Annotated in this window: 10 protein-coding genes; 8 read left to right on the top strand and 2 right to left on the bottom strand. The window is 41.8% G+C overall.

All coding sequences use genetic code 11. The features are described 5' to 3' along the window. The 6 genes from BFU02S_RS11325 to lacZ form a co-directional block, all read left to right on the top strand. The coding region (locus BFU02S_RS11325) for a helix-turn-helix transcriptional regulator (RefSeq protein WP_157075911.1) at positions 1 to 487 on the top strand (487 nt) is incomplete at its 5' end. A 91-nt stretch (positions 488 to 578) separates the two neighbouring features. Continuing rightward, positions 579 to 2,351: a sensor histidine kinase gene (locus BFU02S_RS11320; RefSeq protein ID WP_066370577.1), complete on the top strand. Its 1,773-nt coding sequence runs from the start codon at positions 579 to 581 to the stop codon at positions 2,349 to 2,351. A 149-nt stretch (positions 2,352 to 2,500) separates the two neighbouring features. Further along, positions 2,501 to 3,790, top strand: a complete 1,290-nt coding sequence (locus tag BFU02S_RS11315; RefSeq protein WP_066370575.1) for an ABC transporter substrate-binding protein — start codon at positions 2,501 to 2,503, stop codon at positions 3,788 to 3,790. A 124-nt stretch (positions 3,791 to 3,914) separates the two neighbouring features. After that, positions 3,915 to 4,838: a carbohydrate ABC transporter permease gene (locus BFU02S_RS11310; protein WP_066370572.1), complete on the top strand. Its 924-nt coding sequence runs from the start codon at positions 3,915 to 3,917 to the stop codon at positions 4,836 to 4,838. After that, entirely contained in the window at positions 4,831 to 5,655 is an 825-nt protein-coding gene (locus tag BFU02S_RS11305; protein ID WP_066370570.1) for a carbohydrate ABC transporter permease, read from the top strand. The genes BFU02S_RS11310 and BFU02S_RS11305 overlap by 8 nt, the downstream gene beginning before the upstream one ends. A 66-nt stretch (positions 5,656 to 5,721) precedes the next feature. Further along, positions 5,722 to 8,745, top strand: coding sequence for a beta-galactosidase, LacZ type (gene lacZ, locus BFU02S_RS11300; RefSeq protein WP_066370568.1), 3,024 nt, complete (start codon positions 5,722 to 5,724; stop codon positions 8,743 to 8,745). Between the two features lie 557 nt (positions 8,746 to 9,302). Here lacZ and BFU02S_RS11295 read toward each other — a convergent pair. Further along, a complete protein-coding gene (locus BFU02S_RS11295; protein ID WP_066370566.1) occupies positions 9,303 to 9,698 on the bottom strand; it encodes a hypothetical protein in 396 nt (131 codons plus the stop codon). Positions 9,699 to 10,002: 304 nt separating this feature from the next. Here BFU02S_RS11295 and BFU02S_RS11290 point away from each other — a divergent pair, with 304 nt between their 5' ends. Next, positions 10,003 to 10,578, top strand: coding sequence for a Uma2 family endonuclease (locus tag BFU02S_RS11290; RefSeq protein WP_066370563.1), 576 nt, complete (start codon positions 10,003 to 10,005; stop codon positions 10,576 to 10,578). Between the two features lie 72 nt (positions 10,579 to 10,650). Continuing rightward, on the top strand, positions 10,651 to 11,370 hold the full coding sequence (locus BFU02S_RS11285; RefSeq protein WP_066370562.1) for a Type 1 glutamine amidotransferase-like domain-containing protein: 720 nt from the start codon (positions 10,651 to 10,653) through the stop codon (positions 11,368 to 11,370). Between the two features lie 114 nt (positions 11,371 to 11,484). On the opposite strand, the gene BFU02S_RS11280 is transcribed toward BFU02S_RS11285, so the two are convergent. Beyond that, positions 11,485 to 12,287: polysaccharide deacetylase family protein (locus tag BFU02S_RS11280; protein ID WP_439951008.1), on the bottom strand; the 803-nt coding region annotated here is incomplete at its 5' end.

Below are 12,287 nucleotides of genomic sequence, written 5' to 3'. Positions count from 1 at the left end.
GATTCTATTAAGTAATATGGAATATGATGTAAAGGAATTGGAAAATAAGAAGTATGTTTACTTTACATCAATAGAGGAAGCGGGAAATGCACATGAAATTGTTTTATTATTGGATTCTTTTATTGAGGAAGCCCGCAAATGCCTTGTCACCCGTCAGAGACATTCAGAAAGCTTTAATATGAAGAAATTAATAGACTATCTGAAAAAACATTATGCAGAGCCCCTTACTCTCACGGAAGTGGCAAAACAGTTTCATTTCAATCCATCTTATCTGTCAAGTTACTTTTCATCCCATATGCATGTCGGGTTTATTGAATATTTGAACAAGATTCGTATTGAAGAAGCGGCGAAATTGCTAAGAGAAAATAAATCATCCATCTCAGAGATCAGTGGAATGGTGGGTTATTCCGACCCCAGTTATTTCTGTAAGGTTTTTAAGAAGATAAAGGGAATATCTCCTAGCAGATATAAACGACAACACACCTAAGACGGTAGTGTCAAAAGTTCTATGAAAACTCAGTAGGTGTATTGGCTATATTCCATTTATTGGGTGGTAAACTCACAAAGAAGGGTGAACTATGAATTGGATCCCTGAACGATTACGTAATTGTAGGTTATTTATGATCATGTTTCTTATTTCAGTGGTTATGATTATGATCGTGTCCGTGGCCATTACTTGGACGATGATTAACATGTCAGAGAAGTTTTTTATTGAGAAATTCAGCATCATGAATACGAAGGTAATGGACAAGATCCAAGGCAACCTGGAGTCTTTTGATAATTCAGTTGTGACAGCCTCCAATAACCTTCTTCAAAGTGAGACCGTCAAATCTATCCTTACCCAAAAAGAATCTGATGTTAACGTATATTATCACATCGGACAAAAATTAGATTATATAAAATCTCTTTTGAATAATAATCAAGTAGGAATCGTTTTAATTGGATCAAACGGGGCTGTATACGCGGCCGATAGCGCGTATTGGCCGATTAATGATGAAAAGTTGAAAAACAGCAGGCTAATCCAAAATACGTTAAAAGAACCAAAAAGACTGATGTATCAATATGATGATCATCTGACCAATGATCCTTTCGGGAAGGACAATGAACATTACTTAGTTGCTTCTAGGGCATTCATGGATCGACTTTCCGGAAAGGTCTACGGATCAATGTATTTTGTCATTCCCGAAAGTCAGTTTAGAACCTTCTACTCTAGTTATACAAGCTTGGGAAATAACGTGTTTTTCGTTGATAAAATGGGAACGATTGTATCAAGTAATGAAACAAATTTCATAGGAAAGAAAGACAAACATCTTCTCCTTCATGCACAGGAAGTGGAGAATAGGGCCGGCGGCTATTTGATTAAAAAATTTAATGGCAAAGATCAGATTATGCTGGCAGACTATATTCCATACTTGAATATGTACATGGTGAATATGGTGGACAAGAAGGAAGCAATAGGAGATTTAATCGATAAAAAATCTATTTCCTTCATTGTTTTGGCCATTGTTCTCATGGCTCTAGTGATTGTGTTCTTCTCTTCTAGAAGGCTGACCAATTCCTTATCAAGACTAGTAAAGCAGATTGATAATGTGCCAAAATACAATTTCCACCAATATGTTACGGAAACAGGAACATATGAAACGCGGCAAATTGGTCGGGCATTTAATTCCATGCTGGATGAACTCCATGATTATGTGGATCGCTTAATGCAGGCGCAAAAGCAGCAGCGGAATGCCGAATTAAGCGCTTTACAGCAACAAATTAATCCACACTTCTTGTACAATACGCTCACAACCATTAAATTCATGGCGCTCCTTGATGCAAAAGAAGAGATGGAAGCGACCATTAGCGCATTGATTTCTCTTTTGCAGAACACGATTGGCAACGTGGATGAAACCATTACCGTCAAACAGGAGTTAGATAATTTAAAAAACTATGTATTTATTAATCAAAAGCGATACGGTGACCGGATTAAAGTAAACTATTTAGTCCAGCCTGATTGTCTGGATCAGCTTATTCCCAAGCTGATTTTGCAGCCGTTTGTGGAAAATTCTTTTTTTCACGGATTTAATCGCAAAACAGATGGGTATATCCATATCCTTATTTGGCATGATGGAAGCGACTTAATTTGTGAAGTAGTAGACAATGGCGATGGAATGCAGGAAAGTGAAGATGGAGAGCTTCCAAATACGCAACGGAAACAGCAGCTTTTTTCAGGGATCGGCATCAGGAATGTTCATGAGCGGATTCAAATTCTATATGGAAAACCATATGGGGTGTCTATTTCCAGCAAGCATGGGGAAGGAACAAAAGTTAGAATTATTCTCCCTAAAAAATGTTGTAAAATCTAAAAAATTTACAAAAATCATAAAATGGAACCGCATTCAAGAGACAAAAATAGTACAAAAAGAGGAAAATATATTCCTAACTAATTGGATTCCCCTAGTGTTACCATATTATTTGTAAGTGATATCGTTTACAAGATTATGGGGGGAGATCAATGAAAAAGTTGCTAGCACTGCTTTTCGCATCCGTATTGGTACTAGCCGCCTGTTCTTCTGGAGGATCAACCAAGCAGACAGCAAGTGATTCCAAAGATGTTAACGAAATAACAATTTGGGCATGGGATCCAAACTTTAACATTAAAGCATTGAATATAGCTAAAGAGGTCTATAAAAAGGAAGATCCTCATCTTAAGGTAAAAGTAGTTGAAATGGCCCAGGCTGATATTGTCCAAAAATTAAACACAACCTTAAGTTCCGGAACAACAAAAGGCTTACCGAACATTGTATTAATTGAAGATTACCGTGCACAAAGCTTCCTGAAGGCATATCCCGACATGTTCAAAGAGGTTACGGGTTCATTTAAAGCGGATGACTTTGCGAAATATAAAGTAGAAGCCGGTACTTATAATGGAAAAAACTACGGCGTTCCGTTTGATACAGGGGTAGCCGGTCTATATGTTAGAACCGATTATTTACAAAAAGCCGGTTTATCCGTTAAGGACTTACAACATATTGATTGGAACCAATATATTGAAATTGGCAAAAAGGTAAAAGCGGCAACTGGTAAAGATATGCTTTCCCAAGATCCAAAGGACCTTGGCCTGATTCGGATGATGATTCAATCAGCCGGTTCATGGTATACCAAAAAGGACGGTACCACACCTGATATTGCCAATAATACCGCATTAAAAGAGGCATTCAAAACATATAAAGCGTTAATGGATGCTAAGATTGTCAAACCGGTTTCTGATTGGAGCCAATTTGTAGCAGGATTTAATACCGGGGATGTGGCGAGTGCTCCAACCGGTAACTGGATTACGCCTTCCATTAAGGCGGAAGCTTCTCAATCAGGAAAATGGGCAGTGGTTCCATTGCCGAAACTATCTGGGGTACCGAATTCGGTTAACGCTTCTAACTTGGGCGGAAGTTCCTGGTATGTCCTCAATATTCCAGGTAAAGAGAAAGCAGTTGATTTCTTAGCGAAAACGTTTGGATCAGATGTTGATTTCTATCAAAGCCTTGTAAAAGAAATTGGTGCGATCGGAACTTACAAACCAGCTGCTCAATCAGATGCCTATAAAGCAGCAGACCCATTCTTTGGCGGTCAGAAAGTGATCTCAGATTTTGCAAGCTGGACGAACAAAATCCCTCAAGTGAATTACGGCCTAAATACGTATGCGATTGAAGACATTTTAACAGTAAGCGCCCAAAATTACTTAAAAGGTAAAGACCTTGACCAAGTATTAAAAGACGCACAAAAACAGGCAGAAGAACAAATTAAATAAAGAAGATGTGTAAGAGACAATCGCCTCGGCAAGATAAGCTCCTATTGATACTGATCATGCAAGTATCAAGTGAGATACTCCGAGGCTTTGTTTTTAGGAATAAAACGGTAAGGAGTTGATCGACATGATACCAGCAAAAGCGGTGCAGACTGCTCAAGCAGTCAAGATCGGACGCAGGCTTCGTTTGAAAAATGCATATATTGGCTGGTCCTTTATTGCTGTTGCCACCATCATGATTTGTTTGTTTTACTTTTATCCGATGATCCAGGCTTTCCTCTTATCTTTACAATCTGGAACAGGGGTGAATTTGCATTTTATCGGTTTTTCTAATTATTTACGGTTGTTTCATGATCCTGTATTCCTTACTACCGTGAAGAACACCGTAACCTATCTAATGATTCAAGTGCCGATTATGATCATTCTCGCGATGTTTCTCTCCGTATTGCTAAATAATAAGGCATTAAAGCTAAAGGGTTTGTTTCGGACAGCTATTTTTTTGCCATGTGTAACATCCCTTGTTGCTTACTCGGTCATTTTCAAGTATTTATTTGCACAGGACGGCATTATGAATAGGATGTTGATGAAACTTTCGTTCATTTCTCAACCGATTCCTTGGCTGACTGATCCTTTTTGGGCAAAAATCGCGATTATCGCTGCCATTACATGGCGCTGGACAGGCTATAATATGATTTTCTTCTTATCCGCCTTGCAAAACATTGATGAATCAATATATGAAGCAGCGAGGATAGACGGAGCCTCGTCAGTTCAACAATTTTTCAAAATAACGATTCCGCTGTTGAAGCCAATCATTTTGTTTACAACGATTACATCAACGATTGGCACACTTCAGTTATTTGATGAGGTAATGAATATTACAAAAGGCGGACCAGGCAATGCAACGATGACGATTTCACAGTACATTTATAACCTTTCATTTAAATATACGCCTGATTTTGGCTATGCTGCAACCGTATCATATGCCATTGTAGTCTTGATTATATTCTTCTCGATTATTCAGTTTAGAGTAGCTGGTGATAAAAATGAGTAACCTTAAACGATTTTTCATTTATCTCGTCCTTGTGATTGCTTGCATGATCTCAGTCTTTCCATTTTTGTGGATGATCGTAAGCTCCACCAATAAGTCCGTGGATGTTACGAAGGGGTCTCTTTTGCCGGGAATTTTCTTTATGCAGAACTTACACCACTTATTAATATCATCTGATCTTGGAACAGCTTTATTCAATTCAGCTAAGGTATCCATCATAACTACGGTGCTGGCAATGCTAGTTGCTTCGCTAGCAGGCTATGGGTTTGAAATCTATAAAAGTAAGGCGAAGGATTTGGTATTTAACTTTTTGCTTCTATCGATGATGATTCCATTTGCCGCTTTAATGGTGCCGTTATTCAGGATGTTTGCCTCCGTTTCACAAACTGTTCCATTTATGGGAATTGATACACTGTCAGCTGTTATTCTTCCGACCATCACGACAGCTTTTCTTATCTTTTACTTTCGGCAGAGCACCAAGATGTTTCCAAAAGACATACTTGAAGCAGGGAGGATGGACGGATTATCGGAGCTGGGAGTATTCTTTCGAATTTACGTACCAACAATGAAAACAACCTATGCCGCTGGGGCGATTATTACCTTTATGTCCAGCTGGAACAGCTATTTATGGCCGCTAGTTGTTTTGCAGTCTCCCGAGAAGCAAACACTTCCCCTGCTTATTTCTAATCTAGGGTCAAGTTACTCCCCCGATTATGGGGTCATCATGACAGCGATTGTGATTGCTACTCTGCCGGCAGCCTTGATTTTCTTCATCATGCAGAAACATTTTGTGGCAGGCATGTTGGGGTCAGTAAAATAAATTGTATCTCAAAAAGTAATGGTAGAGATCTCTAATTAACGATGAAGGAAGGAGTTTTTCAAAAAAATGACCATTACCCCAACTCTAAGCTGGCTGACGGATGTCCATACATTTGCAGTGAACCGGCTTCCGGCTCACTCTGACCACCGCTATTATGAAACGGTGGAAGAAGCTGTAAACGCCGGACCAATGCCGCTTCGTCATCCCTTAAATGGGAATTGGAAATTTCACTATGCAGAAAACCCCGCCAGCCGCCCGGAATGTTTTTACCGGCTTGATTACTCATGCGCTGGCTGGGGCGATATCACCGTTCCGGGGCATATTCAACTTCAGGGCTATGGCAAACCGCAATATGTGAACACGATGTACCCATGGGACGGACATAATGACATCCGTCCGCCGGAAATTCCAATAGATCACAATCCAGTTGGCAGCTATGTGAAATTTTTCAACCTGCCGGAACAGATGAAAAAAAAGTCAGTGTACATCTCGTTTCAAGGAGTAGAATCGGCCTTTTATGTGTGGCTGAACGGAGCGTTTGTCGGCTACAGCGAAGACTCGTTCACACCGGCGGAATTCGAGCTGACGCCTTATCTTATAGAAGGAGAAAATAAACTGGCGGTGGAGGTGTATCAGCGTAGTACGGGCAGTTGGCTGGAGGACCAGGATTTTTGGCGGTTCTCCGGAATTTTCCGGGATGTCTACCTTTACACTGTGCCGGAGATCCATCTATACGACCTAAGAGTTCAGACCGATCTCAACGCTGATTTTTCAAAGGCTGTCCTTGACATTGAGACGAAACTGACAAAAATCCCAGAAACAATCACATTGGAGCTTTGTGACGCGGAAGGCGTATTAATCAGCGAAAAAACATGTCAAGCACAGGAGCCGCTGCAGATCGAGGTGGATCGCCCGCATCTATGGAGCGCGGAAAACCCGTATTTATACCGACTATTAATTCAAATTTATGACGAGTCTGGGAGTTTAGTAGAGGTGATCCCGCAAAAGGTGGGATTCCGCAAGTTCGAACTTGATGGCGGCATCATGCGTCTCAACGGCAAGAGAATTGTATTCAAGGGCGTCAACCGCCATGAATTTAATTGCCGGAGAGGCCGAGCCATTACGAAAGAAGATATGCTGTATGATATAAAAACCTTAAAGCAAAACAACATCAATGCAGTGCGGACCTCACATTATCCAAACCAGACAGATTGGTACGACTTATGTGATGAATATGGGATTTACGTCATCGATGAAATGAACCTGGAAACGCACGGTTCGTGGCAAAAGATGGGGGTTGTGGAGCCCTCATGGAACATCCCCGGCAATCAACCGGAGTGGGAGAACATCGTCATGGACAGGGCGATCTCGATGTTTGAACGAGACAAAAATCACCCATCCATCCTGATCTGGTCCTGTGGCAACGAATCATATGCCGGCGAAGTGATTCGCAATGTTTCCAAGTATTTTAAAATAGTCGACCCGAGCCGCTTGGTCCATTATGAAGGAGTCTTTCATCATCGTGAATATGACGAAACAAGTGATATGGAAAGCCGAATGTACGCAAAGCCCCATGAGATTGAAAAATATCTGACGGAGAATCCAAAGAAGCCATATATTAGCTGCGAGTATATGCATGCAATGGGCAATTCCCTCGGCGGCATGCACAAATATACTGAGCTTGAAAAATATGAAATGTATCAGGGCGGCTTCATTTGGGACTATATCGATCAAGCGATCATGAAAAAAGACCGCTACGGCAAGGAATTTTTAGCCTATGGCGGCGACTTCGATGACCGCCCGACAGATTATGGTTTTTGCACAAATGGCCTCGTCTATGCCGACCGAAAATGGTCGCCAAAACTACAGGAAGTAAAATTTTTGTACCAAAATTTTAAACTGGTGCCTGACTCCAAAGGCGTGAAGATTTTGAATGAAAGTCTGTTTGAGGATACGGCCAACTATGTGTTAGAATATGCCCTATTCCATGAGGGCAAGGAAATCGACGGAAACCAGACCCAAGTGATGGTTGAAGCCGGATGTGAGGGGCGGGCTGAGTTCCATTTTCCAGTCGGTCTGACCCAAGCACCTGGGGAATATTGTATTCATACTTATCTTAAGCTGAAAGAGGGAAATCTTTGGGCAGACGCAGGTCATGAGGTGGCGTTTGGGCAGTATGTGTTTCAGGTGAAAGCTACTGAGGTACCGACCGTACCGACCGTGTCCGGCAATTTAAGGGTCGTCCACGGGGATGTCAATATTGGGGTCCACGGCCGCGATTTCACCGTCATGTTCTCGAAGCAGGCGGGAAGCTTGGTATCGCTGAATTTTGCTGGCAGAGAAATGATTGCGCAACCGCCAGCTCCATTATTCTGGCGGGCGACGACGGATAATGACAGGGGCTTTGCACAGGATTTCCATTCTGGAGTTTGGTTTGCGGCCAGTCTGGCACGAAAATGTATCGGGGTGGAAGTCACCGAGGAAAAAGGATTTGTCCGAGTCAGTTTCCGTTATATTTTTTCCATAAGCAGAGAGATGAGCGTGAACACCAGCTATACCGTTTATCCGGATGGCAGTGTCGGCGTTAAATCTGCTTATCGCGGCGCGACCGGCCTTCCGAAGCTTCCGATCTTTGCTTTGTCATTTAAGATGCAGGCCGATTACGACCAGTTGGAATGGTATGCGCTTGGGCCGGAGGAGAACTATATAGACCGCTGCAAGGGGGCAAGACTTGGTATTTTCAAGAATCAGGTAGCTGAAAATGTTGCGGGCTACGTTAATCCGCAGGAATCCGGAAACCGCACCGGCGTGCGCTGGGTGAACATCATGAACGCTAAAGGGCAGGGAATCAAGATTGCGGCTGCGACAAACCCGCTTGAATGTACGATATCACCTTATACTGCGTTTGAACTGGAAAATGCCCGGCATCACTACGAGCTGCCCAATGTGCATTATAGTGTTGTCACCGTTGCCGGCCGGCAAATGGGCGTCGGCGGCGACGATAGCTGGGGTGCACCGGTGCATGACGAATACCTCATCAAGGCTGATGTGGATCTGGAATTTGAGTTTGTGATTCGAAGATTGGATTAAGAGGGAAGGGAAGTGCTCTAGGATGGGCATTTCCTTTTTACTATTTTGGGAGGGTATAGGCTCATGAAACGGGGAAAACCCTGATCTTCGGTTTTTATCAGGGAATTAGCACGCGTATTGGGAAAGTAATACAGGTATCATGTTTCCAATCGGGGGTATTGGAACGCGAATCGAAAACAAGACCGGGTCTTCAAGTACCAATCAAGGGTATTGGTGCGCGAAGAGGGGAAAAGAATAAGGCTTCATCTTCCAATCAGGGGTATTGGTGCGTGAAGCGAGAAAAATCGCCGTTGTTCATGCTCCAATCAAGGATATTGGTGCTAGAAGCCCGGAAAAATCCCTGATCTTCAAGTACCAATCAGGGGTATAAGAGCACGGAATCGGTAAAAATTCCCTGAACTTTAATTTTCAATCAAGGGTATAGGCGCCTGAAGCAAGAGGAAAAAGCAAAAGAGTACCTACTCGACCAAGTTCGATAGAAACAGAGCGTTTTCAACGGGATTTCCCCAATCGAAATCTAGCAGGCGTGTACCCTTTTGGATATCACGCCTAGGTCATCAATGGGCAGCTTTCCCTTGCGAAACCGCTTGTTCAATTAAGGTAGAAATTAAATCTATGGCATCCTCTTCTGTTTTACCAATTAGCTGGAGGAAAGGGCCTCCTTGAGATTTGACAGCAGCTATGGCATCTTTTTTGATCTTTTCGGCTAATTCTGGTGTCCATGCTTTGTCTGCTTTCGTATCAGCTACAATCCGCTGATTAAAATCTGCCACAACCGACATGGCAATTTTGGATAAACCGTCAATCGCATTATTGGCCACTGCTGCTGTTTTTTCCTGCGTATGTGCCAGGATAAAATTCTTGATCTTGGGTGTAATCACAGCAATCCCAGCCGTCGCTGATGCATACAATAAACCGCTCAAGGCTTCAACGAATTGAGATTCTAATGACATGATCATTCCCCCCTTAGTTGTTATAAACTAATGTATGTTGGGAGAAACAGGCATAGAATCTTTTCGAACGAATAAAATGTTCCTAGTTTGGGATGACCGACTTTCTTCGTATCGAATCGACCAGTGGTTGAGACGCTTGCTTTAGTTGCAGGTATTTTATGAAATACCGAAATCCTGTTGAATTTAATTATGCGGGTCCCGCTGTTACTCACGGCTCGATGATTAAATGATGGAATCGGGTTTTTACCCGGCTCTTTTTTTGTTACTATTAAATTAAAAGGCATTTAAGGGAGGAAGGGGTTACATGGGCACTCAAAGAAATGAGAATAAGCGATGTACCTTTCAAGATCTATTGTCATGGGATGATAATAGCAGATATGAAATTTTCGATGGCGTGCCAATAATGCTTTCAACACCGACAACGAAACACCAAGGAATTATCTCTTATTTAACTACTGAATTTAATATTTTTTTTAAAGGCCAAACCTGCAGAGTTTTTCCCTCGCCATTTACGATTCGACTTTCAGAAGCTGACGACTATGATTATGCTGATAATGTTTTTGAGCCGGACATATCTATTGTTTGTAATAAGAATCAGCTTGACCAGCATGGATGCAAGGGAGCGCCAAATTTGATTGTCGAAGTCTTATCACCTTCCACCTCAAGAAATGATCGGGTTAAAAAATACAATACGTACCAACGATTTGGAGTTTATGAGTACTGGATCATTGACCCTTTGAATGAAACGGTAGAAATTTACATCTTAGACAATGGCACCTATAAACGATGGAATGCCTTTGGGCGTGAAGATACCATTTCTTCCGGTCAATTTGAATCCTTTGAGATTAAAGCCGAAGATATGTTTTCATACTCTGAATAAAAAACCTTATACACAAACTGCTTTGTAGAGGCTTCCCCCTGTTAAATCTTAAAAAAGAAAGGACACCCATCAATGACCACAATCATAGCAATCGGCGGAGGAGAAATCAGAGACTTGGAAACACTGGCCATCGATGAATACATCGTAAAGTCAGCCGCTAAACCGCAGCCAAAAGCACTGTTTATCCCGACAGCAAGCGGTGAGCCGGAAGGTTATATTGAAACGTTCCAGCGGGTGTACGGCGGACATCTCGGCAGTCAAACCGATACCTTGCACCTCATTCACGATCCCGACCCGCCCGAAACAATCAAAAGAAAAATCCTTTCCGCAGACATCATCTATGTAGGCGGCGGTGATACCGATCGCATGTTAACCATCTGGCGGCAGCACGGAGTCGATAAACTATTGAAAGAAGCATATCAACGCGGCGTGATTCTGTCAGGCCTCAGTGCGGGCGCGATTTGCTGGTTTCAGTATGGGCACAGCGATTCCATGAAAATTCGAAAAGAAGCAGACGAATACATATTGCTGGAAGCGCTAGGCTTCATCCCGGGAGTCCTTTGCCCCCACTTTAATGAAGGAGACCGCGAGGCGGATTTTCTAAACATGCTGGGCCGCACGAACATGACCGGCATAGCGCTAGAAAATCATTGCGCGCTGGAAATACAAAACGACCAGTTCAAAATCATAAAAGCCCATCCGAATGCAAAAGCCTACAAAATTTCCAAAGGGTTCAAAGAAGAACTCACCAATACAGACAAATTCTTGCCATTAGCGTATCTAGTAAAGTAGCCAGGCCGCAGCCTGGCTTTAGTTTCGGAAAGACGTTACTAGGGTATAAAAATATCGAGGGGGTATAGTGTGAAACAATTTTTGAGTTTCTACCATAATTTTCCTTATAGTCATTTAAAACATTAAATTTATTTGGGAATTGTGTGTCCTTTTTGAAGGAAAAATGTTAAAAGATTCTGGAATTATTTGTGACGAACGGTAGAGCAATTCAGATACTGTAACACACTTATATCCATTCTCGTATAAATAGTCTAAAATTTTTTCTAATGCATCTACTGTTTTACAACTTTTAGTATCTTCAAAACCATGCCAATCATGAAATAAAAGGATATTGCCTGGCTTTACTCCTTCGAAGATGGTCCTACAAATTTTACTTACAGGAGGATTTGACCAATCGCGTGAATCTTGTCCCCATGTCCAAATGACAACTAGCTTTCCATTTTTTACAGCAGTATTTACAATCCATTTATTATAATAACCGCCAACTGGGCGAAAAAGAGATGGTTTAAACCCGGTAATTCGCATAATCGTTTGATCGGTTTCTTCCATTTCCTTTGACAATTCCCTTTGTGTCAAATGATTGTAAGCAAGATGGTGATATGTATGATTGGCAATTTCGTGTCCTTCATTTATCTCCCTTTTTAAAATAGCAGGAAATTGTTTAGCTTTCACACCAGTTACAAAAAAGGTAGCTTTTGCATTATATTTGGCTAATATATCAAGAATTTGCGGAGTGAAAACAGGATGAGGACCATCATCAAAGGTTATGGCAACTATTTTTTCCTTTGTATTTACTTCCCACACAACTTGCCCCGTTTTTTCAAACTCGAAGCGGCTAGTAGTATGTGCAGCCGCATCAATTTGATTAAAAAATAAAGGAATCAATGAAAGAACTATAAAGAAAAGTATTTTCTTCC

This window comes from Neobacillus fumarioli NBRC 102428 (assembly GCF_001591485.1).
GTDB classification, from domain to species: Bacteria; Bacillota; Bacilli; order Bacillales; family Cytobacillaceae; genus Neobacillus; species Neobacillus fumarioli.
Note: the sequence above shows the minus strand (reverse complement) of the source record. Positions and strands in the feature narration are given on the sequence as shown.

What these genes read in the sequence shown, in the direction of transcription:
- BFU02S_RS11320 (WP_066370577.1), top strand. Translation starts at nt 579, where the DNA reads ATGAATTGGATCCCTGAACGATTACGTAATTGTAGGTTATTTATGATC.
- BFU02S_RS11305 (WP_066370570.1), top strand. Translation starts at nt 4,831, where the DNA reads ATGAGTAACCTTAAACGATTTTTCATTTATCTCGTCCTTGTGATTGCT.
- BFU02S_RS11290 (WP_066370563.1), top strand. Translation starts at nt 10,003, where the DNA reads ATGGGCACTCAAAGAAATGAGAATAAGCGATGTACCTTTCAAGATCTA.
- BFU02S_RS11285 (WP_066370562.1), top strand. Translation starts at nt 10,651, where the DNA reads ATGACCACAATCATAGCAATCGGCGGAGGAGAAATCAGAGACTTGGAA.
- lacZ (WP_066370568.1), top strand. Translation starts at nt 5,722, where the DNA reads ATGACCATTACCCCAACTCTAAGCTGGCTGACGGATGTCCATACATTT.
- BFU02S_RS11310 (WP_066370572.1), top strand. Translation starts at nt 3,915, where the DNA reads ATGATACCAGCAAAAGCGGTGCAGACTGCTCAAGCAGTCAAGATCGGA.
- BFU02S_RS11315 (WP_066370575.1), top strand. Translation starts at nt 2,501, where the DNA reads ATGAAAAAGTTGCTAGCACTGCTTTTCGCATCCGTATTGGTACTAGCC.
- BFU02S_RS11295 (WP_066370566.1), bottom strand. Translation starts at nt 9,698, where the DNA reads ATGTCATTAGAATCTCAATTCGTTGAAGCCTTGAGCGGTTTATTGTAT.